21 protein-coding genes are annotated in these 22056 nt (G+C 52.6%); 15 read left to right on the forward strand and 6 right to left on the reverse strand.

The annotated features are described in order from the left end of the window. The first annotated feature begins 29 nt into the window (after positions 1-29). From Q7V06_RS04615 to Q7V06_RS04630, 4 genes are read left to right on the forward strand one after another with little or no spacing between them, the layout of a single operon-like run. Positions 30-1502 (forward strand): DHH family phosphoesterase, encoded by a 1473-nt coding sequence (locus tag Q7V06_RS04615; RefSeq protein WP_304838795.1) that lies wholly within the window; start codon positions 30-32, stop codon positions 1500-1502. Further along, complete coding sequence (locus Q7V06_RS04620; RefSeq protein ID WP_304838798.1) at positions 1492-2112, forward strand: 6-hydroxymethylpterin diphosphokinase MptE-like protein; 621 nt, start codon at positions 1492-1494, stop codon at positions 2110-2112. The genes Q7V06_RS04615 and Q7V06_RS04620 overlap by 11 nt, the downstream gene beginning before the upstream one ends. Continuing rightward, the gene (locus Q7V06_RS04625; RefSeq protein ID WP_304838801.1) at positions 2102-3751 is read left to right on the forward strand and encodes a radical SAM protein; all 1650 of its coding nucleotides are present in this window, start codon (positions 2102-2104) and stop codon (positions 3749-3751) included. The genes Q7V06_RS04620 and Q7V06_RS04625 overlap by 11 nt, the downstream gene beginning before the upstream one ends. Before the next feature lie 39 nt (positions 3752-3790). Further along, positions 3791-6502 carry an HAD-IC family P-type ATPase gene (locus Q7V06_RS04630; protein ID WP_304838804.1) on the forward strand — a complete coding sequence of 904 codons (2712 nt, stop codon included), beginning with the start codon at positions 3791-3793 and terminating at the stop codon, positions 6500-6502. On the opposite strand, the gene Q7V06_RS04635 is transcribed toward Q7V06_RS04630, so the two are convergent. Next, on the reverse strand, positions 6471-6932 hold the full coding sequence (locus Q7V06_RS04635) for a GNAT family N-acetyltransferase (protein ID WP_304838807.1): 462 nt from the start codon (positions 6930-6932) through the stop codon (positions 6471-6473). The two genes, Q7V06_RS04630 and Q7V06_RS04635, sit on opposite strands and share 32 nt — an antisense overlap. Before the next feature lie 130 nt (positions 6933-7062). Between Q7V06_RS04635 and ileS the strand changes: the two genes are divergently transcribed. After that, positions 7063-10257, forward strand: a complete 3195-nt coding sequence (ileS, locus tag Q7V06_RS04640; protein WP_304838809.1) for an isoleucine--tRNA ligase — start codon at positions 7063-7065, stop codon at positions 10255-10257. On the opposite strand, the gene Q7V06_RS04645 is transcribed toward ileS, so the two are convergent. After that, positions 10243-10968: a tRNA(His) guanylyltransferase Thg1 family protein gene (locus tag Q7V06_RS04645; protein ID WP_304838812.1), complete on the reverse strand. Its 726-nt coding sequence runs from the start codon at positions 10966-10968 to the stop codon at positions 10243-10245. The two genes, ileS and Q7V06_RS04645, sit on opposite strands and share 15 nt — an antisense overlap. Next, positions 10965-11237 carry a PRC-barrel domain-containing protein gene (locus tag Q7V06_RS04650; RefSeq protein ID WP_304838815.1) on the reverse strand — a complete coding sequence of 91 codons (273 nt, stop codon included), beginning with the start codon at positions 11235-11237 and terminating at the stop codon, positions 10965-10967. Before Q7V06_RS04650 ends, Q7V06_RS04645 begins: the two co-directional genes overlap by 4 nt. Before the next feature lie 51 nt (positions 11238-11288). Between Q7V06_RS04650 and Q7V06_RS04655 the strand changes: the two genes are divergently transcribed. Further along, positions 11289-12428: a CBS domain-containing protein gene (locus Q7V06_RS04655; RefSeq protein WP_304838818.1), complete on the forward strand. Its 1140-nt coding sequence runs from the start codon at positions 11289-11291 to the stop codon at positions 12426-12428. Here the strand turns inward: Q7V06_RS04655 and Q7V06_RS04660 are convergent. From Q7V06_RS04660 to Q7V06_RS04670, 3 genes are read right to left on the reverse strand one after another with little or no spacing between them, the layout of a single operon-like run. Continuing rightward, positions 12425-14278: a molybdopterin biosynthesis protein gene (locus tag Q7V06_RS04660; RefSeq protein ID WP_304838821.1), complete on the reverse strand. Its 1854-nt coding sequence runs from the start codon at positions 14276-14278 to the stop codon at positions 12425-12427. The genes Q7V06_RS04655 and Q7V06_RS04660 overlap by 4 nt on opposite strands. Beyond that, positions 14272-15474: a gephyrin-like molybdotransferase Glp gene (gene glp, locus Q7V06_RS04665; RefSeq protein WP_304838824.1), complete on the reverse strand. Its 1203-nt coding sequence runs from the start codon at positions 15472-15474 to the stop codon at positions 14272-14274. Before glp ends, Q7V06_RS04660 begins: the two co-directional genes overlap by 7 nt. Beyond that, complete coding sequence (locus tag Q7V06_RS04670; RefSeq protein WP_304838827.1) at positions 15471-15647, reverse strand: hypothetical protein; 177 nt, start codon at positions 15645-15647, stop codon at positions 15471-15473. The genes glp and Q7V06_RS04670 overlap by 4 nt, the downstream gene beginning before the upstream one ends. Positions 15648-15738: 91 nt before the next feature. Between Q7V06_RS04670 and Q7V06_RS04675 the strand changes: the two genes are divergently transcribed. The 9 genes from Q7V06_RS04675 to Q7V06_RS04715 form a co-directional block, all read left to right on the forward strand. Continuing rightward, a complete protein-coding gene (locus Q7V06_RS04675) occupies positions 15739-17058 on the forward strand; it encodes a D-aminoacyl-tRNA deacylase (protein WP_304838830.1) in 1320 nt (439 codons plus the stop codon). After that, positions 17055-18227, forward strand: coding sequence for a cell division protein FtsZ (ftsZ, locus tag Q7V06_RS04680; RefSeq protein WP_304838833.1), 1173 nt, complete (start codon positions 17055-17057; stop codon positions 18225-18227). The genes Q7V06_RS04675 and ftsZ overlap by 4 nt, the downstream gene beginning before the upstream one ends. 6 nt (positions 18228-18233) lie before the next feature. Continuing rightward, positions 18234-18443: a protein translocase SEC61 complex subunit gamma gene (locus Q7V06_RS04685; protein WP_304838836.1), complete on the forward strand. Its 210-nt coding sequence runs from the start codon at positions 18234-18236 to the stop codon at positions 18441-18443. Between the two features lie 5 nt (positions 18444-18448). Next, the gene (locus Q7V06_RS04690) at positions 18449-18922 is read left to right on the forward strand and encodes a transcription elongation factor Spt5 (protein ID WP_304838839.1); all 474 of its coding nucleotides are present in this window, start codon (positions 18449-18451) and stop codon (positions 18920-18922) included. Positions 18923-19061: 139 nt separating this feature from the next. Further along, positions 19062-19538: a 50S ribosomal protein L11 gene (locus Q7V06_RS04695; protein ID WP_304838842.1), complete on the forward strand. Its 477-nt coding sequence runs from the start codon at positions 19062-19064 to the stop codon at positions 19536-19538. 60 nt (positions 19539-19598) lie between these two features. Beyond that, the gene (locus Q7V06_RS04700; protein ID WP_304838845.1) at positions 19599-20240 is read left to right on the forward strand and encodes a 50S ribosomal protein L1; all 642 of its coding nucleotides are present in this window, start codon (positions 19599-19601) and stop codon (positions 20238-20240) included. Beyond that, positions 20241-21089: a 50S ribosomal protein L10 gene (locus Q7V06_RS04705; protein ID WP_304838848.1), complete on the forward strand. Its 849-nt coding sequence runs from the start codon at positions 20241-20243 to the stop codon at positions 21087-21089. 13 nt (positions 21090-21102) lie between these two features. After that, a complete protein-coding gene (gene rpl12p, locus Q7V06_RS04710) occupies positions 21103-21408 on the forward strand; it encodes a 50S ribosomal protein P1 (protein ID WP_304838852.1) in 306 nt (101 codons plus the stop codon). 134 nt (positions 21409-21542) lie between these two features. After that, positions 21543-22056, forward strand: a 514-nt coding sequence (locus Q7V06_RS04715; RefSeq protein ID WP_304838855.1) for a hypothetical protein, incomplete at its 3' end; no start/stop codon positions are given.

Consider the following 22056-nt stretch of genomic DNA (forward strand, 5'->3'; position numbering starts at 1 on the left):
TATTATCCTGAAGAGACTATATTGTATGCATGGCTGATGGAGGCAAAGCTGACCCAAAACCCAAGGTTCGATATATGGTATTTGGGTGCGGGAGCATCGGCTACAATGTCATCGAAGAACTACTCAAAGAGACAGATAACATCGTCGTTGTCGACTCAGATGAGAAGCGGGTCGAAGATCTGAAAGATCATAAATATCAGGCAATTGCACACGACATATCTGATCCGAATCTCTTTTCAGACCTCCCCATTCCTGAGATCGTCTTTATATTATCGAGTAACAAAGAGGCAAACCTGAGTGCTGTTGCACTGACCAAAAAGGTTCACCCACATGCGTTCTGTATTGCGCGTGCAGTTGACCTCTTCTCGGTCGATAAGCTGGTGGAGGCCGGAGCAGATGTCGTCCTCTACCCTCAGCAGGTTGTCGCAAAATCTGCCGTCCATCATATGAAGACCCTGATCGCCGCACGCAGTGCGCAGCGGCTCTATGATCTTATGGAAAGCTGGACCGGCACACTCGGCATAATCACGCATAAAAACCCTGACCCGGATGCAATCTCAAGCGCCATGGCACTCTGTGCGATTGGCCAGAATGCAACGAAAGGACAGCTTACCTGCCGTATTATGTACGAGGGGAATGTCGGTCATCAGGAGAACCGGGCCTTTGTCAACCTCCTCGATATCCAGATGGAGAGGTTAACCAGTGAGAAACTTGCAGAATGCAGCCATCTCGCCCTCGTTGACGCAGTGGCTCCGGGAATCAACAATGACCTCGATCCGTCACTGAAGATCAACATCATCATCGACCATCACAGCACAGAAGGAGTGGAACGGCAGAATAAACCTGATTTTATCGATATTCGCCCGGATAGCGGTGCGACAGCGAGCATATTCGCCCAGTACCTCCAGGAGCTCGACATTAATGTCGACTCAAAGATCGCAACAGCCCTCTACTATGGAATACGCGCAGACACCCGCGAGTTCCGGAGAAATGTAACACCAAACGACCTCTATAATGCTGCGTACCTCCTTCCCCTTTCAGATTCGGATCTTCTCGATAAGATCATGTCTCCGTCCTTTTCACAGGAGACGCTTGAGGTGATGGGAAACGCCATTCAGAGCCGCAAGATTAAGAACGGATATCTCTTCTCCAATGTCGGTTTCATCAGGAACCGTGATGCGATCCCTCAGGCAGCAGATATGCTGCTGAACCTCGAAGGTGTAACAACCTCGCTCGTATACGGCATCACCGATTCATTGATCATCATCTCCGCCAGGAACAAAGATATCAGAGTGCATATCGGAAACGTCCTTAAAGAGGCATTTGGCGAGTTTGGAGATGCAGGAGGTCATGGAACAATGGCCGCGGCATCGATACCATTAAACTACTTCTCACTTGTCCGTGACAAAGAAGAGCTCCTCGGGATGATCATCGATCCGATCCTGAACCGGTTCACCAAGATTGTTGGTATTGAGGACAATGGAGATAAGAATGAGGTTTGAAGAATGGGAACCTCATTACCGGGAAATTCTTGATTACTTCGGCTTTGACCGCTCTGCTGACGAAGAGGCGGCGAAGGTTCTTTCAGAGATTCTTAAAAGTGACGATATCGGTTTACTCAAAGACCGCATCTGCGGTAAAGTCGTGACCGTTGCCGGAAATGCACCCACACTTTCATCCGAACTGAACCGGATCGAAGGTGTCGTCATCGCAGCAGATGCGGCATCCCTCCTTCTGTATAAAAAGGGGATACTACCGGATGCCATATTCACCGATCTCGACGGTGCAGAGGATTCATTCATCACGATGAATGAACAGGGCACCATCATCGTCGTCCATGCACATGGCGACAACATACCGCTCCTCAGACGATGGGTGCCGAAATTCAGAGGGCCGATCATTGGAACAACACAGAGTTTGCCCCTTCCGCAGATCCATAACTTCGGCGGATTCACTGACGGTGACCGTGCAGTCTTTACCGCAGAGGCTCTTCAGGCAGAGCGGGTGATCCTGATCGGCTTTGATCTCTCCGATCCATCTGTTGATCCGATGAAGAAAGGAAAACTTTTCTGGGCACGCAAGCTGCTCGGTATGCTCGGTTATGACCTTTGAAGCACTGCTTATAGACGGATATGTTGACGAACCGGCATGCCTTGGTGTTCCGCCGTACATCTCCCCATACATCCGGACGGTCGCCGGAGTCCTCTTCGAAGCAGGGTACCGCGTGCAGTACAGGACGATCGATCAGATCCGATCCGCACCACAGGAACTCCACCAGCTCAGGAAGACCCCTCTTGTCATAGTTATTGCAGGTCAGACGGTTCCGGGAAAGTACCTCGCAGGAACACCTGCAACACTATCAGAACTCCGGCAGATCGGTTCACTCTTTGAGAGTGGCTGCGTCCTCCTCGGCGGTCCTGTCGCCTACGGCATCTCACCGGGGGGAGGGAGAAGAGCGATCAAAGAGCCGATGAGCGGATATACTGCACTCATGATTGGAGATCCGGCAACAGCACTTCACAGATTCCTGCAAGGCGAAGAGCCCCGTGGTGAAGAGAAGTATGAAGAGAGCCAGCGCTGGAGTGTCCTTGGTGCGGGGATCATTTCTGACCATCCCCTTTTCCCTCATATCATCCTCGAACTTGAGACGGCGAAGGGATGTGCCCGTTCTGTCACCGGAGGTTGTTCATTCTGCACAGAGCCATTCTATGGAAAACCAAGATACCGTTCGATCCCGATGATCGAGACTGAGGTAGCTGCCCTCACAGCCAGCGGGGCACGCCATTTCCGGATCGGACGGCAGCCCGATCTCCTTGCATATGGAAGTTCCGGGGGAGAGTATCCCTGCCCTGATCCTGAGAAGATACGATCCCTCTTCACCGCTATTCGACGGGCCGCACCTGATCTCCTCACCCTGCATATCGACAATATGAATCCGGGGACGATTGCGCGGCATCCTGAGGCATCCAGGGAGGCACTGAAGGCGATAGTCGATAACCATACCCCGGGCGATATCGCCGCGTTTGGAATGGAGACTGCGGATCCCGCAGTTATTGCTGCAAATAATCTCAAAGCATCAGCAGAAGAGGTGATGGATGCGATCAGGATCGTCAATGAGGTTGGAGGAACCAGAGATGAAGATGGGGTGCCTCACCTCCTTCCCGGCCTGAACTTCGTATGCGGGCTTGCGGGTGAGACAGAAGAGACATACCGATTGAACCGTGCCTTTCTGGAGGAACTTATCGCAGGCGATCTGGCAGTCCGAAGGGTGAATATACGTCAGCTGATGCCGTTTGACGGGACACGGGCATTTGAGGAGAATACCCTTGGCCACCACCATAGCGCGTTTAAAACATTCAAGGAATGGACACGGAAGTCATTTGATCCGGTGATGCTCTCCCGCGTCTTCCCGGTCGGCACTATTTTCAGAAGTGCAGTCGTTGAAATTTCTGCTGGCACATCATTTGCCCGGCAGATGGGGACATATCCGATCCTGATCGGACTGCCCATTACTCTTGAGAGAGGCACTCTCATCGACGGTGCCGTCGTTGGATATGGGAGCAGGTCGGTGACTGCCCTGCCTCATCCGATTTCGATTAACCGGCTCCCCGGATCGGCTCTGAAAGTCATGCCCGGGGTCGGGAAGAAGACGGTCACTACGATTCTGGCCCGTCGGCCATTCAAAGACCAGGCAGCATGGCAGAAGGTCACAGGCGGAACAGCAGTCGATCACCTGATAACCTTCACCTGATCACAACACGGATAAGATCCCCGGTAAATAGAGGATCATATGGCGCCTGAGAAAGAGAACGAAGGGATCTCTGAAATCTGGCATGCACTCAGGATCAATGAGATCCGCCTCAGGCTCAACACACAGGACGAAGGTCTCTCTGAAGAGGAGGCGATCAATCGATCTCTTCTCTATGGAAGAAACTCCCTCCCTCAGAGAAAATCCACCGGAGCAGCCGTCATCTTCCTCAGGCAGTTCAAAAGCCCCCTTATCTACATCCTCCTTGCAGCAGGGGTACTCTCCATCGCATTTGAGGATTGGACCGACGCACTCTTCATATTTCTCGTTATTTTTCTTAACTCGGGGATCGGATCAGTTCAGGAATGGAAAGCAGAACAGAGTGCGGCAGCCCTTCAGCGAATGCTGAAGATCTATGCCCGTGTGAAGAGAGGGGGAAGAGAAGAGAGGATTGCAGCAGAAGAACTCGTACCAGGAGACATCGTACTGCTGGAATCGGGGAGTAAGGTGCCTGCTGACATCAGGATCATCTCTGCCTCCTCGCTTGCAATCGACGAGTCACTCCTTACCGGAGAGTCTGATGCTGCAAAGAAGAAGACGAACGTCCTCCCGGAAGAGACCGAGGTTGCTGACCGGAGCAATATGGGATATGCCGGCACAACCGTCATGTCCGGCAGGGGCATTGGAATCGTCACTGCCACCGGGGTAAAGACTGAGATTGGAAAGATTGCCGCATCTGTCAGCAGTACAGCGATGGGAAAGCCGCCGATCATCATCAGGATGGAAGAGTTTGCAAAGAAGATCAGTATCGCCGTCCTCCTGGCATCTGCGTTCCTCGCAGCAGTCGTCCTAATGCAGGGTGAGCCGCCCCGCGAGGTCTTCTTCCTGGCAATTGCCCTCGCCGTCTCGGCAATCCCTGAAGGCCTCCCTGTTGCCCTCACCGTCGCCCTTGCAATAGCAACCGGAAGGATGGCAGAGCGGCATGTTATCGTCAGGCATCTGTCAGCGGTAGAGAGTCTTGGGAGCTGTACGGTCATAGCAAGCGACAAGACCGGAACACTGACCGTCAACCAGCAGACGGTCAGATCGATCACCCTCCCGGACGGACGCGGGTTTGCCGTATCAGGAGAGGGATATTCCGGTGTTGGCGAAATCAGATCTGTTGACGGGCAGAACGCATCCGATGATCTCATGCTCCGGATGCTTGTGAAGACCGCAGTCATCACCAATGAAGGAGACCTTTCGGAGAGGGAAGGAGGGAGATGGCTCCATCATGGCGATGCAATGGATATTGCCCTCCTCGCGCTTGGGTACAAAGCCGGTCTGATACCACAGGCGGTTCGTGCGGGGATCACCACACTCGCTGAGATCCCCTTTGACTCGGAGAACCGGTTTGCAACACGCTGGTATCAGGAGGGGGAGGAACGAAGGATCGCGGTCAAGGGCGCAGTTGAGGTTATTCTGCCCGGCTGCACCACCATGCTCACACCAGAAGGGAGTGTTGGAATCGACCCCGAACGTATCGGGGAGCAGATGAAGAACCTGACAGGCAGAGGGTATCGCGTCATTGCAGTCGCAGGCGGCAGATCTGATCCGGAGAAGGTCAAAGGTGGGCCGCCATCGCCGCTTGAGCTCTATGGTCTCGTCGGCTTCATCGACCCGATCAGGCCTGAAGTCTATGATGCGATCAAGGAATGCAGGGATGCCGGTGTCGATGTTGTGATGATCACAGGAGACCATCCAGCGACTGCCCAGGCAATCGCAGAGCAGCTGGGGATTGCAGCAGGGGATCAGGACATCATCACCGGGAGTGAACTCTCTGCATTAAGAGATGAACCGGACAGCCCGGAGTTTCTGGATGCCATCACAAAGAAACATGTCTTTGCACGGGTAAGCCCCGGACAGAAACTCCAGATCGTCGATGCACTCAAACAGTCGGGAGCTTTCGTCGCTGTCACCGGCGATGGCGTTAACGACGCCCCCGCCCTTCGATCTGCCAATATCGGGATTGCAATGGGATCAGGTACAGATGTTGCCAAAGACACCGCATCGATGATCATCACAGACGATTCATTCTCATCCATCGTCTCCGGGATTGAAGAAGGAAGATTTGCCTATGATAACATCAGAAAAGTCACCTATCTCCTCGTATCAACCGGATTTGCCGAGGTCTTCCTTTTCATTGCAGCCCTGCTCATCGGACTGCCCCTCCCCCTCATCGCAGCCCAGCTCCTCTGGCTGAACCTTGTGACAAACGGTATCAAGGGTGTCGCCCTCGCCTTTGAACCAGGTGAACCGGGTGCGATGAAGCTGCCTCCCAGAAGCCCGGATGAAGGGATCTTTAACACCATGATGATGAGACAGATCGTCATTGCAGGTCTCACCATGGGTGGAATCGCCCTCTTTGCCTGGTACTGGCTCCTTGGAAACGAGTATTCTGAAGCGGAGGCGCGGAATCTGATCGTCCTTCTTATGGTGATGCTTGAGAACTTCCATGTCTTAAACTGTAGATCCGAGGTCCGGTCCTTCTTCAGAATACCGCTTCGGACAAACCTCTATCTCGTCGCAGGCATCATCGGCGCCCAGGTAATCCATACAGGTGCAATGTACATCCCCTTCTTCCAGCAGTCACTTGGCATCGCACCGGTCTCGGCAGGAGAATGGGTCCTGGTGATCGCCCTCTCTTCAAGCATCCTCATTGTCATGGAGATGTACAAATACATCATAAACCGGAGGATAGGTACAGCACCATAATCATCCGATCAAAATCCGGATAGTAGTATGCTTTTTCATACGACAATATGGAAAATCCCTTTGATATGAGGAGATCTGTAACAGGCGAATGGCGTTTTGAGACAGCTATTCTAATCCTTGCAACACCTCTCTTTTGAAAGAGCGACAGGAGAGGCTCGATAAGCGATGCCCCGACTCCTTTTCCCTGCCAATCACCCGTAACACCGATTCTCAGAATCCAGGCATCTTCTGGGGAATCAATCTCCTGCGCACCGATGATATAGCCGATCCGTTCTTCTCCATCAACTGCCACAGAGAATGTTGATGAAAATATTTCACCTGCCTGACGAAGGAAGATGGGAGAATACCCATAATCTCCGAAGAGTTCTCTGTCAATCCTACAGATATGCGGGTAATCATCCGGGATATACGGGCGTATTGCATACTCCATTCAAAACCTCTCCGGGTATACCTTAACCGGAGACGGAGGAATAATATACCAATCGATCGGTAGTCGTTTGGAAAACCCTTTGTCTGACTCCGCCTTACATATAAGAATACAGGAGACGGAAGGGATCCAGGTGGAAGAAGTAACCAGCAGTTATACCCCACAGAGGGTTGAGGATGAGGCACGTGCATTCTGGCGTGCTGAAGATACCTATAAAAGCGTACAGGAACTCAGAAAAAACGGTAAACCATTCTTCTTCGTCGACGGGCCCCCATACACCACCGGGTATATCCATCTCGGTACGGCATGGAATAAGATCTTAAAAGACTCAATTCTCCGGTACCACCGGATGCACGGCCGCCATGTCATCGATCGCGCAGGGTATGACATGCATGGCCTTCCGATTGAGGTGAGGGTTGAGAACGAACTCGGCTTTACCTCAAAGAAGGATATCGAGACATATGGGATCAAGACCTTTGTGGATAAATGCCGGACATTTGCTGTCACCCACAAAGAGATCATGAGCCGGCAGTTCTCAAATCTCGGTGTCTGGCTCGATTTTGAGAACCCATACCAGACGATCTCAAACGACTACATTGAGGCGGCATGGTTCACCCTCAAGCGTGTCGAAGAAAAGGGAATGCTTGAGAGGGGATTCCGTGTCGTCAACTGGTGCCCGCGATGTGAGACGGCAATTGCGGATGCCGAGGTTGAATACTGGGATGAGACCGATCCGTCGATCTTTGTAAAATTCCCGATAAAAGATGCAGATAATGAATATCTCGTCATCTGGACGACAACACCCTGGACACTTCCGGCAAATGTCGCAGTCGCAGTCGCCATTGACTTCACCTATGCACAGGTCCGCGCACTTCGGGAAGGAATAGCAGAGACCCTCTGGATTGCAGAAGATCTCGTCGAGAGCGTTCTGAAAGCCGGGAGGTACCAGGATTTTGAGATTCTTTCCAGAAAGACCGGATCAGAGCTTGTCGGAACCGAATATGAATCCCCTCTCATCTCATCTGTTCCGATGCAGGCGGCAATCCCTCACCGGGTCGTTGCAGCTGATTTTGTTGCGATGGAGAATACCGGTATGGTCCATATCGCACCCGGCCATGGGTGGGACGATTATGTCCTCGGAATGAAGGAGAAGCTTTTGATCGTCTGTCCTGTTGATGGAACAGGACGGTTCACCGAGGATGCGGGAGTCTTTGCAGGTCTTGCAGTCAAAGATCCGGAGACGAACAAAAAGGTGACCCTCGCACTCGGATCTGCACTCCTTGCCGAGAGGAGACTGACACACCGGTATGGCCACTGCTGGCGGTGCAAGACACCAAACATCTTCCGTGCCACCTCACAATGGTTCATCAAAGCAAGCGATGCGAAGGAGAAGATGCTCGCTTCGATTAAGGACGAGGTAACATGGTATCCTGACTGGGCCGGAAGCGCACGATTCCATGACTGGATTGAGGGTGCACGCGACTGGTGCATCTCCCGTCAGCGATACTGGGGCATTCCGATCCCGGTCTGGGTCTGCCCATCCTGTGACACCTACCGCGTCATCGGCAGATTCTCCGAGCTCGAAGAACTCTCAGGAAGAAAGATTGACGACCCCCACCGGCCGATGGTCGATGAGATCACCATCCCCTGCACCTGCGGAGGCACAATGAAGAGGGTGGAAGATATCTTCGATGTCTGGTTTGACTCGGGTGTTGCATCATGGGCAACCCTGAGCTATCCGGGAGAAGAGGAGGCATTCAATAACCTCTGGCCGGCCGACTTCATCACCGAAGGGCAGGACCAGACACGAGGCTGGTTCTATTCACAGCTTGGCCTCTCAACGATCGCCTTTGGCCAGGCACCATACCGCAATGTGCTGATGCATGGCTTTGCACTCGATGCACAGGGGAAGAAGATGTCCAAAAGCCTCGGAAATGTGGTCACCCCTGAAGAAGTGATCGAAAAGTTCGGCGTCGACATCCTCAGACTCTACATTCTTTCAGCAAGCGCCCCATGGGACGATCTGAAGTTCAACTGGGACGGAGTGAAGACAGTCCACCGCGCATTGAACATCCTCTGGAACGTCTATCGGTTCCCGCTGCCATACATGCGACTTGATCGGTTCTCACCCAGAGCAGATGCAGACGGGGCATATGATCCGGCAATTGCATCAGAAATTGCTCTAAGCGGTTCATTTGAGGATCAGTGGCTCATATCAAGGGTAAACTCGCTTGTTACTGAGATCGAGGATGCGATGGGTGAATACCAGATTCACCGGGCAACCAGACGGCTCCAGACCTTTATCTTAGATGACCTGTCCCGCTGGTATGTCCAGCTTGTGAGGCAGAGGATGTGGCTTGAAGAGGAGTCTGTGAGCAAACAGCAGGCGTATGAGACGATGTACTATGTGATGCGCACACTTGTCCGCGTCTCCTCCCCATTCATCCCCCATCTCGCAGAAGAGATGTATCAGAACCTCAGGCTGTCGGGGGATAGAAAGAGTGTCCATATGCTCGACTGGAATAGTGCGGACACCGATCTGATCAACGGATCTATCGAAGATGCGATGGCGGTCGTCCAGTCATTTGACGAAGCGGTGGCAAATGCAAGACAGGCAGGGAAGAGGAAACTCCGCTGGCCAATCGGCGAGGTCGTCGTCGCAACAGAGAGCGATCTGGTAAAAGATGCAGTAACCTCTCTCCTTCCACTCTGTAAAGCACGGGCAAACAGCCGTGATGTGCGTGTTGTCACCGGCATCTGGGATCGGATCCTCTGGACCGCAGAGCCCCAGATGAAGAAGATCGGACCCGTATTTGGAAAAGAGGGGATACTTGTCAAGCGGGCAATTGAGGAGGCAGATGGCACTCTTCTCCGGTCAAGCATCGGAAGCAATGGTACCGCAACCATCCGGGTCGGAGATCGTGATATTGAGATCACCCAGGAACATGTAACGTTTACCGAGAAGCTTCCGGAGAACATCTACTCGGCCCGGATGCCCGATGCAACGGTGTACATTGATGTCACCCTGACCGATGAACTTGAAGCGGAAGGATATGCACGTGAAGTGATCCGGCGTGTTCAGGAGATGCGTAAGCAGATGGACCTCTCAGTGGACGACCAGATCCAGGCAACCGTCTTCATCGGAGATGACAGGATCAGAAACCTTCTGGGCGGGTCAAACAACTGGATTGCAGGCGAGATCAGAGCATCATCACTCGTTTTCGAGGGAGAAAAGAGAGTGGATGTTTTGGACTTCGGACTCTCATCAGACTGGGATATCGAAGGTGTCCCGGTATGGATAGGTCTGTTTCGATCAAAAGAGCAGTAAGGAGAGGTACTCCCTCCCCTCCCCTGTATTGAAGATCGGGGGGTTTCTATCTGCTACGATACGGGTGCGGGCCGTCTCGACAACCTCTTTCTTCAGTGGATTAAAACCAGTACATACTTCACTTCTTCGGCAGATGACCACACCCCGTCTCTGCCACGCCGGAGTCATGGCCAGATTAACGCCCCGTTCATGCATCAGATCGTGCATGGTAGCGGTATTCATACCATGAAGCTTCTCCTGCGCCTTCGACGAAGTGTACCCGTCGCTCATGAGAGCCGACTGGCAGTATGCGTTGTTATGGTTTCTCCAGGCCTCCTTCTGCCGCCAGATAAGGTACTCAACAGCAGTTAGTTGGTCAACAGGGATTATCCGCGCGTCAAACGACACCGGAACCTCAATAGAGAGGGCCAGCGTCAGGGCACTTGAAGCAAAAGAGGCCGTTACTGAGTCAAGCTTCTCAACCCGACCCTCAAAAGGGAGTCGATTGAAGAAGAGACTGATCTCATCTGAGAAGGTATATGCACACACCGGAGCAAGTCCGCTCTCCCTGAGCAGGAGAGAGGATACCTGCTCAAAAGCAGTAGAGAGACGTCCATCAAACGGCTTTTCAAGGGATAAAGCCGAAGCTGCGGTACGAAATGATCTCCCGTCAAGCCTGATGAAACAGGGGGATGTCGTCCGAAGTGCAGAGAAGATCTCCCGGTCTTTCATTCTACAAGTTCCCGTGCGGCAGACGTCTTGAATGCCCCGGGGATATGCCGGATGAGAACGATATCAGAAACCTCCTTAATCAGGCGATACGGGATCTTAACACCCTTGAAAGCTTTTAAGTCAATAATATCAGGATTTATGTTCGTAACAGCAAGCGATGCCATCTTTTTATTGTCGATATCGATGACGACATCTTCGACATTACCGATGAACACGGCTTTGTCGGTATAGACGCTCATACCAAAGAGCTCTGAGATCTGCCACTTCATACGTATCAGTTCAAGATATAGACTAAATACTAAAAAAAGATAATCCTTTGCATGGCCGGATCACTTGAGATAGGAAAGATTTTTGGAATACCTGTTCGCCTTCATATTACATTCCTTCTGGTGATCCCACTCTTTGCATGGATCATCGGCAGTCAGATTCACCTTACGGTTGAGTTGATCGAAGGAATCTTTTCCATTCCTATCGACGAGACGATCATCAGGAGCGGTTTTGTCCCCTATATCCTTGGGGCAGTCGTTGCACTCACCCTCTTCTTCTGCGTATTCATCCACGAACTCGCCCATTCACTCGTGGCGCGGTCAAAAGGAATCAGGATTAATTCGATCACCCTGATCATCTTTGGGGGAGTCGCCTCAATGGAGGAGACACTCCCTGATCCGAAGGTGGAGCTTCCGATGGCTCTTGCAGGGCCTATAACCAGCCTCGGCCTTGGAATACTCAGCTGGGTCATGGTCTATGCCGTCAATGCATTCGTGGATGTCGCAGCAGTTGCAGGTGTCCTCATCTATGGATTCGGCTATCTCGCCATCCTCAATATACTCCTCTTCGGGTTCAATCTCCTCCCGGCATTTCCGATGGATGGAGGGCGCGTCCTCCGTGCATGGCTCGCCACCCGGATGCCGCTTCATCGCGCAACACGGATCGCATCGGATATCGGAAAGGGGTTTGCTATCCTCTTTGGTATCGTCGGGCTCTTCTCCTTCAACTTCATCTTGATCATCATCGCCTTCTTCATCTATGTTGGGGCAAACCAGGAGTCATCAATGGTGACAACAAGCTTCCTCCTTCAGGATGTCACGGTAGGCGAGATCATGTCAACAGAAGTCCTGACCGTCTCCCCCTCGACAACACTTCCAGAGATCGTCAGGATGATGTACGCAACGAAACATCTCGGGTTTCCGGTGCTTGACCGGGGTCTTCTGGTTGGGATCATCACACTTGCCGATATTCACCGGACTAGTGAGATCGACCGTGATGCGATGCAGGTGAAGGATGTGATGAGCAGACAACCGGTCACCACCCTCCAACCATCCGCCTCGGTGACCGAAGCACTCCGGATCATGTCAATGCAGAATATCGGGAGAATACCTGTTGTTGAAGAAGGAACGATCGTCGGTATCGTCACACGGACGGATATCCTGACGGTGCTTGAGTTAAAAGATATGAATTAGAGGGAGAGGGTCTGCCGCATACCGGTCACTTCTGTCCGGTATCCACCCATCCCGGTGAGGAGTGTTTTGAATTGATCCGACTCGATGAGATCAAGGAGGGATCTGATCCTGGGATCAGAGAGATCTTCGGTCATGATCCCAAGCTCATACCGCTCGGTGCCTATCGGCACAAACGATAGCCCCGTCGTCTTTGCAGCAGATGCCACACAGAGACCTGCATCAGCCTCCCCGCTCTTCACAGCGAGGGCTACGGCAAGATGGGTCGTCATCTCGCGATCATACCCTGTGATCGCACGGGGATCGATATCACGCTCCTTCAGGAGATGGTCAAGGAGCATCCGGGTGCCTGATCCTTTCTGCCGATTGATGAACGGAACCCTCGTGATATCATCAAATGTCAGATCGTCCCGTGATACAATACCCTGCTCCCGTTCCGCAACACAGACGAGCGTCACCTCTTCTCCAGGAAGATACCGTTTCAGGTAGCTGACATTATAGGTTCCATCGGGTGCGAGGAGGTGCATCGGTGCACAATGGCAATGTCGCCTCTTCAGTGCCAGAATACCACCCATACTCCCGATGTGAGTGGAATGAACCGGGAGTGGTGAGAGGAGATCTGCCATCCGGTCGAGTACCGGATCATGGCTCCCTGAGAAGATAAGACCGGATCTGACCACCCCTTCAGGCACAGTGAGGGATAGTTCAACCGATTCACCGGACTCGGCACCTTCACTGTCCCGGGGAATCCGGAGTACGCCGTTTGATCGGACCGCACTCATCTGAACACCCGCCCCCCGTGAGAGAGGGGTTGCAATATACCTCCCCCCCACAAGACCCGCCGTCATCAGGGCGAACTCATCGGTCCCGATATCTGAGGTGAGCGAACGGGTCAGTTCGGCTCGCAGTGTGGCTGATTCCAAAACAGGAATTCCTGCCATCCTGATCAGGGGGGTGATGATCTCACGAAGTATCGTCAGTGCAGAGAGCGGGTATCCGGGAAGACCGATAACGGGTTTTCCCCGGATTTTTCCGATGATCACCGGTTTTCCCGGCTTGATTGCAACTCCGTGAACGAGCAGATCCCCAAGCTCCCCGATTATCTCGGCAGTATAATCCTTCGTACCCTTCGATGATCCCGCAGAGATGATCACAAGATCATGCTCGGAGACTGCACGATCAAGTGCCTCCCTGATCTGATCCGGTTCATCGGGGACAGGTGGATACACCTCTGCAACGACTCCAAGGGACCTGAGGTAAGCTGCTGCCATCTGACAGTTGCTCTCGACAACCTGACCGGGTGCCGGTCGTGTGCCATGAGGAACAAGCTCACTGCCTGTCGGGATCAGTCCGCCACGCAGGGAGAGGAGAGGCAGCCCGGTGATCCCATATGCTGCAAGGGCACCGATATCATGATAGAGGATACGATGACCTCTTGGGATCGCCATCTCAGACTCCGCAATATCTTCACCAACCGGCCTGACATGCTGCCAGGGAGCAGCCGCCTTTCTGATGACATACTCCCCCGACTCTTCCCAGACATCCTCGATCATGATCACCGCATCATAACCTGAAGGAACGACATTTCCGGTGTTGACCCGGATGGCGTTTGGAATGGTGATCGGCATCTTATCTGTTGCTCCATGCGTATCGCGTGAACGAACAGCGATCCCGTCCATTGCAGAGAGGTGGGCCTCAGGAACCGAGTAGCCGGCAAATACAGGCTCTGCTGTTATCCTGCCGACACTCTCCATAAGAGGGGCGATTACCCTTCCGGTAACCGGAGGGCAGTGTTTCAGAATGATCTCGATCGCTTCCTCTAATGTGACAAGAGAGAGGTACCGGCTTACCATAGGATAACCTCCACTTCTGATCCCGCCTCATACCCTTCGGACTCTGCTGGCACCAGGACATACCCGTCACTCTGGACAAGGGTGTGTAAGAGACCTGACTTTGAGAAGAGCGGGGTTGCAGTATCGCCTGTCACACGTACCCTGACGTAATCTTCTCTCCCTTTTGCTGATGGGATGACGGAATCAAGGGTGGAAGTGCAGGTCATTACAGGATTCGATGTACCGCTCATCGCCTCAAGGAGCGGGGCAGTAATAGCACGCAGCACAATGAAGGCCGATGAAGGGTGACCGGGAAGCCCGATTACCGGACAATTTGATATCTCACCGATGATCGTCGGCTTACCTGGAGATATGGCGATCCCATGGACGAGGACACGACCGAGATCAGCGATAACCGCCGCAGTAGCGTCACGTTCATCCTTTGAGCTGCCACCGGATATGAAGACCGCATCAGAGAATGATACCGCCTCTATAATGGCGCTGGCAAGTGATTCGGTATCGTCCAAAACGATGCCGCAGGGGATCGGGATACATCCGCACTGGCGGATAAAAGCTTCACAGACGATCGAATTGACGTCCCTCACCTGACCCGGCAGAGGATCTGCAGTCGGGGGAACGAGTTCGTTCCCTGTTGCGATGACTGCGATCCGTGGGATTCGCCTGACAGTGACCGTCATCACACCTGCTGCTGCAAGCACCCCTGCCTCCTGAGGGAGTATCATAGCGCCTGATCTGAGTATCACTTCACCAGCGCGGAAGTCTTCGTCAGGTGCGACGACATTCTCTCCGCTTGCAGCAGGTTTCATCACAAGGACCTGATCTCCTGCGGTCTCGGTGTACTCAATCATTACAACAGCATCCGCACCATCCGGCACCATCCCTCCTGTCGGGACATACCGGCATTCTCCGGGCAGAATAACTCCCGGATCAGACGAACCCATCTCAACCCTTCCCGTGCAGGTGATCATTGAGGGGAGAGACTCTCCGGCACCTGCGGTATCTGATGAGATGACGGCATATCCATCGACTGTCGATCGTGTAAACCCCGGCATATCATGGGTGGCAATAATGTCACCCTCAAGGATACGTTGGGGTGCTTCTGCAAGACGGACAGTCTCCTGACCGGGATCGCGTGCGACAGAAAGGAGAGAAGCCACCGCTTCCTTAACCGGGATAACCCGGAGGAAACGGCTCATTTGAAACAACCCAGCTGGCAACCACGGATCTTGATGCCGTTTTTGTTGCAGTACCGGGAGATATCAAATTTTTCAATATTGTACTTCTCTGTGATTGCAAATGCCTGCTCACACCGGATCTCTTTCTCGATCCCTTCTGCGGCAAATGCCGCGGCTACTGCGTCATATGACATACACGTATCATTGTATTGCTATCATATAGCATTTACAGATCAGGATCTAAGAGCAGGAGTCTTTAACTTTAAGAGTCAAACCTATTCTATAATGGTAACAGCGCTCATTCACTCATCTCTTGATCCTGCAGGGGTGGCAATCCGATCTGCAATTGATGATCTCATCAAAGAGAGGGGTGGGTTTGCATGGCCTCTCATCTCTGATGGTGTCATCTTCCATGAAACCGAAGGGAGGCTCATCTATGAGCGAAAGCTTGACAGAAGAGTACGGGCCGATCGGATCATCTTCCTCTCCCGTCATACAAGTGTTCGTCCTGAACCGGTGTTGACGGTTCATGTCACCGGCAACTTCCGGGAGGCATCATATGGTGGTGAACCAGAAGAACTGCCAGCCGCAGATCCGGCCATGATGCAGGCGGTCCTCCGGAACCTGATCCGGTATGCTCCGGATGGGTATCGTGCAGCATATGAGGTGACCCATCATGGCCCGACTGATCTGGTGACACCCTCATTCTTCGTTGAGATCGGAAGTACAGAGGTGGAATGGAGGGATGGCAATGCAGCGCGGGCGGTCGCAGAGAGTGTGCTGATGGCTGAACCAGGTGATGCGATACCTCTGGTCGGATTTGGGGGAACGCACTATGCGGTGAGGCAGACCGCAATCGCAGCAGAGACACGCGGGGCATTTGGGCATATTGCACACTCCCGCGAAGCGGCGGGGATGACCCCGGAGATGCTTGGGCAGATGATAGAGCGAACCGGCGCGGTCGCCGGATATATTGATAGAAAAGCCGTTTCCGGAACCGAAGCTGATCAGATCGCCCATCTCCTGAAAGAGGCAGGGCTACCGGTTCTGGCTGAAGGGATGCTCAGGGAGATGGGAGATCTCCCCTGGAAGACCTGGTGCAGGGCATCGGAGCTTGCTGAGGCGATTGCGTACGGATCGTTGATAAAAAATCATGGATTAAGAGAGGACCGTAATCTCACAACAGTTTCAATCCCTGAAGAACTCCTCGCCGAGGCGCTCAGGGGCCATGAGGAGGAGTTCATCTCCCTCCTCAATGGTATCACTCCATGCATAAGAATCGCAAGCGAGGGGCGTGCGGCCTTATCTACCTTCATCGGGTATGAAGAGGACGGATCACAATTAGCAAGTGATTTAATAACCCTGTGTGTACAACAGATTACGAAACATTATCTTTCTGTTGTGGAGGGTGTTCGCCTCATCATCAGTAGAGATCGTTTCGACCCTGAGAAGGCGCGCATGCTTGGGGTCCCAGCAGGATCACTCTTCGGCAGGCTCGCCAGTGGTCACTCTGTGACTGTTGAAGGGAGGGTCGTCAGACCAGAGATGGTCAACTCCTGTGTTATGAGGGAGATTATAATCCCGGGATTGGAGAGGTATACATGAGATCAATCGTCGAAGAGGCATTATCACGAAAGAAGATGGAGGAGGCAGGGGAGGCCGAACAGTCTCCTTCATCCTACGAACGCACACCGATAGTGGATGCTCAGGCTAAACCCAGACCGGTGACTGAAGGGGATATGGAAGATGATGACTTCAACGATATCCTTGAGAGCCTCCGCACAATCATCACTGTCGTCGGATGTGGTGGTGGAGGATCAAACACCATCACCCGGATGTTTGAAGAGAACATCCATGGTGCACGTATGGTTGCAATTAATACCGACGCCCAGCACCTTGCGATGACCAGAGCTGATAAGAGGATACTGATCGGCAGACAGACCACCAAAGGCCTCGGTGCCGGTGCAGTTCCTCGTCGGGGTGAAGAGGCCGCACTTGAGAGCGAAGACGCCATTCACAGAAATATTGCCGGAAGCCATATGGTCTTTGTAACAGCAGGTCTTGGCGGTGGAACCGGAACGGGATCCGCTCCGATCGTTGCAAAGGCGGCTCGGGAAGAGGGTGCGCTTACAATCGCCGTCGTTACACTCCCCTTCACAGCTGAGGGTGCAAACCGGATGGAGAATGCCGAAGCAGGTCTTGAACATCTCCGTGAGGTGGCAGATACCGTCATCGTCGTTCCAAACGACCGTCTTCTTGAAGTTGTTCCGCGCCTTCCCCTCTCCACCGCATTCAAGGTTGCCGATGAGGTGCTGATGAAAGCGGTCAAAGGGATCACCGAACTGATCACCCTCCCGGGTCTTGTCAACCTCGATTTTGCGGATGTCAGATCCGTTATGGAACAGGGAGGTATTGCCATGATCGGGATGGGAGAGTCCGATTCCGAAGATAAAGCAATTGATTCGGTGAAGAAAGCCCTCAGATCACCCCTCCTTGATGTGGACATCTCCGGGGCCACCGCCGCGCTTGTGAATGTCGTCGGCGGGCCGGATATGACAATGTCCGAAGCCGAGGGAGTCGTTCAGGAGATTTATGAGAGGATCGATCCGGGCGCACGGATCATATGGGGTGCACAGATCGACCCGGCCATGCAGAACAGAATGAGAACGATGCTGATCGTCACCGGGGTTCAGTCCCCGCAGATATATGGTAAAGCTGAACGACCCTATGGACAACGCCTCCAGAAACAATATGATATAGATTTTCTCAAGTGATTCATCATGGATATGCCAGAATTTAAGAAGCCCAACTTTAAAAGCCTCAACCTGAATGAGGAGCTGTTTCGAAAGTACATTCGTGTCCTGAAACTGGCACGAACACCCACCAGAGAAGAGTTCATGAAGATCGGCATGGTATCGGGGATCGGAATCCTGATCATCGGGATGACCGGATTTATTCTCTATGAGATCATGCGCGTTCTTCCCCACTGATCATCATGACCGAGGATGAAAACCACTACTACGCCGTCAAGACGACCTCGAAGCAGGAGCGCGCTGTTGCCGATGCAATCTATCGCAACATTGAGCGGAGACTCGTTGATATCAAGGTCGTATCGGTGATCGTTCCCGAGGAGCTGAAGGGGTACGTAATCATCGAGTCGCCTGAAGGGCGTGGAAGAATCCAGGAACTCGTTGAGCGTATTCCAAGTGCACGGTCGGTTATTCCCGGCGAGACAAAACTTGAAGAAGTTCAGCATTATCTCGTTCCAAAACCGGTCGTCTCGGGAATCGAAGAAGGAACAATCGTTGAACTGATCGCCGGACCCTTTAAGGGAGAGAAAGCGGTCGTCAAGCGGGTCGATCTCGGAAAAGAGGAGATCACCGTTGAGTTATACGAGAGTATCGTCCCAATCCCCATCACCGTTCGCGGTGACCACGTGAGGGTCATCGAACGGAAGAGCGACGAATAACCTATACATCAGGAACGGGTACCGGCCTCTGTACCCCCTTCTTTTTTTCAGAGGATTCCCATCATATTTATCATACTTGCCGTTGACGTATATGAACCACAGCTGATAGCCCAAAAAGGGTTGTCAGCATGGTGATACTATGGCAGAAACTGTCGAGGTACTGGTACCCGGCGGTAGAGCGACCGCAGGCCCGCCATTGGGCCCAGCGCTGGGTCCTCTAGGAATCAACGTGAAGGCCGTCGTCGAAGAGATTAACAAGAAGACGTCGGAATTCAATGGAATGACTGTGCCAGTCACGGTGGAAGTCGACGATAAGAAGAACTTCACCATCTCGGTGGGTATCCCACCGACAACGGCATTGATCATTAAAGAAGTTGGTTCAGAGAAGGGGTCATCAAGCCCTAACACCCAGCCGGTTGGTAATCTGCCGCTTGAAGCGATCATTCGGATCGCTCGCATGAAACAGGAATCTATGCTCTCTTACGACCTCAGAAATGCGGTCAAGGAGGTCATTGGTACCTGCCGCTCCGTAGGAGTGACGATCGAAGGCATGAAGGCGAAAGAAGCCATTGCCGCGATCAATGCGGGCCAGTTCGATGATCAGCTGAATGCATAGACTTAGAGACAACCATAGGAGATCGTGTAACACGGTCGATAACTATGGAGGCATCATTAAATGGTTGAAATAACCCAGATTCTCAAGGCCGTATCCGCGGCTATCGAGCAGGCGCCAGAGAGGAAGTTCCGGGAGAGTGTGGACATCACAGTCAACCTTAAGCACATCGACATGGCCCAGCCGAAAAACCGTATTGATGCGACGATTCTTCTGCCAGAGAGTGCAGGCACCAAAAGGATCGCGGTCTTGGGCAAGGGAGACATTACATCTCAGGCGAAAGAGTCGGGTGTCGATCTGATCATCGGCCCTGAAGAGATCGAACGTCTGGGAGGTGCTCCGCGTGAAGCCAGACTGGTTGCATGCGAGTATGATTTCTTCCTTGCAGAGACCGCTGTTATGCCCCTCGTAGGCCGATATCTAGGTCCACGACTTGGTCCACGCGGCAAGATGCCGATGCCTATCCCACCGGGACAGGACATCAGACCCATTGTAGAGCGTCTGCGCGGTTCAATCAGGATCAGAACAAAGGATAAGATGAGCTTTTCAACAAAGGTCGGGACGACAGAGATGTCACCGGATCAGCTTGTTGAGAATATCAATGCAGTCCTCAGGAGAGTTGAGTCAACCCTGGAGCAGGGTTCACAGAACATCCGATCGGTCTACGTCAAGACGACGATGGGACCGGCAGTGAGGTTGATTTAGATGGCAGTGTACACACGCCACCTACCTCAGTGGAAGCGAGACGAGGTTGAAGAGGTTAAGAAGAATGTTCAGGAGTATGCGTTAATCGGCATCATCGATATGTACGGCATCCCTGCAACACAGTTCCAGCAGATCCGTCGGAACCTCAAAAAGACCACCATAATTAAAGTGATGAGAAATACGCTGATTGATCACGCGTTCTCAGAACTTGGTGGTGCGTATGAGGGTCTTAAACAACATATCACCGGACACTCGGCACTTATCTTCACAAACGACAATCCCTTCAAGCTCTTCAAGTCCCTTGAGCAGACGAAGACAAAACGGTCGGCAAAAGCCGGTGAGATAACACCCGTTGACATCGTTGTTGCAAAAGGACCCACAAGCTTCAAGCCAGGCCCAATCGTCAGTGAACTCCAGCAGGCAGGTATTCCCGCCACCATCGAAGGTGGAAAGGTCAAGATCAGAGAGACGAAGACGATTGTAAAGGCAGGAGAGGCAATCGACAGGAAGCAAGTCGGTATCCTCTCAAAACTCGGCGTCAAACCTATGGACGTCGGTATTGCCCTTAATGTCGCATTCTATCAGGATCAGATGTACCTCCCCGATGTGCTCGGAGTTGACGAAGCCGAATACTATAACAGACTCGTCCTTGCTGTCCAGCAGGCATTCAACCTCTCGGTCAATGCAGCCTATCCGACTGCATTCACGATGGAGGCAATCCTTGCAAAGGCATTCCGTGAGGCTCGCAGTCTTGGTATAGAGGCCGCTATCTACGAGAAAGATGTCATCGATGGCATCATCGCAAAGGCATACAGACAGATGAACACGATCAAAGTATTAGTTGAATAAAGGTGACCTAATTATGGAGTATATCTACGCTGCTCTCTTATTGCACTCCGCAGGCAAAACAGTAGAGGAAGAATCCGTCATGGCAGTTCTCTCTGCCGCTGGTATCGCTGCAAACGAATCCCGTGTAAAGGCGCTCATTGCAGCCCTTGACGGTGTTGACATCGAAGATGCCATCAGCAAAGCCGCCGCAGCACCTGTTGCGGTTGCAGCAGCAGCACCCGCTGCAGCAGCAGCTGAAGAGGCCCCCGAAGAGGAAGAGTCAAAGAAGGAAGAGGAAGAAGAGTCCGGCATGGCCGGTCTTGGAGCCCTCTTCGGCTAAATTTTCTTTTTTCAATCAATCATTAGAGCATTTGACGCTCTCCAGTCCGGAGATTACCTGATTATCCGTTCCCAATCAACAGAACTATTTCCAAATCTTGAAATCATCAGACCCACAACGCATGTAGTTTGACGATGAGCATCGAGATTCTAATCATCACGCTTTATCTGCTCGCGATGCTGGCAATAGGCTTTATTGTCCAGAGGCGGGGAAACGTCGAGAGTGCAAAAGGATATCTTATTGCAAACAGAAACGTCGGACCATTCTTAATCGGCGGAACGCTCTTTGCCACGTTCTGGGGTGGAGGGACGCTGCTTGGAGGTGCCGGAGCAGCATATAACGGATACCTCCTCGGAACGATTGCAGATCCCTGGGCATCCGGGGTCACGCTTATCCTCATGGCAATCTTCTTTGTTACGCTCCTCAGGAGGATGAAGATCGCCTCTCTTGGTGAGATGTACCGGCTCAGGTATGGGAAGCGGGTAGCAGCTATTGCCACATTCCTCTCTCTCCCGACACTGATCTTCTGGACTGCCGTGCAGATCCTTGCCATTGGAAAGATCATTAACGTATTAGTCGGCATTCCAGCAATAGAATCGGGGGTAATCGCTGGATTAATCGTCATCATCTATACGTATCTCGGCGGGA

This window comes from Methanocalculus sp. (assembly GCF_030651615.1).
In the GTDB taxonomy this organism is placed as follows: domain Archaea; phylum Halobacteriota; class Methanomicrobia; order Methanomicrobiales; family Methanocorpusculaceae; genus Methanocalculus.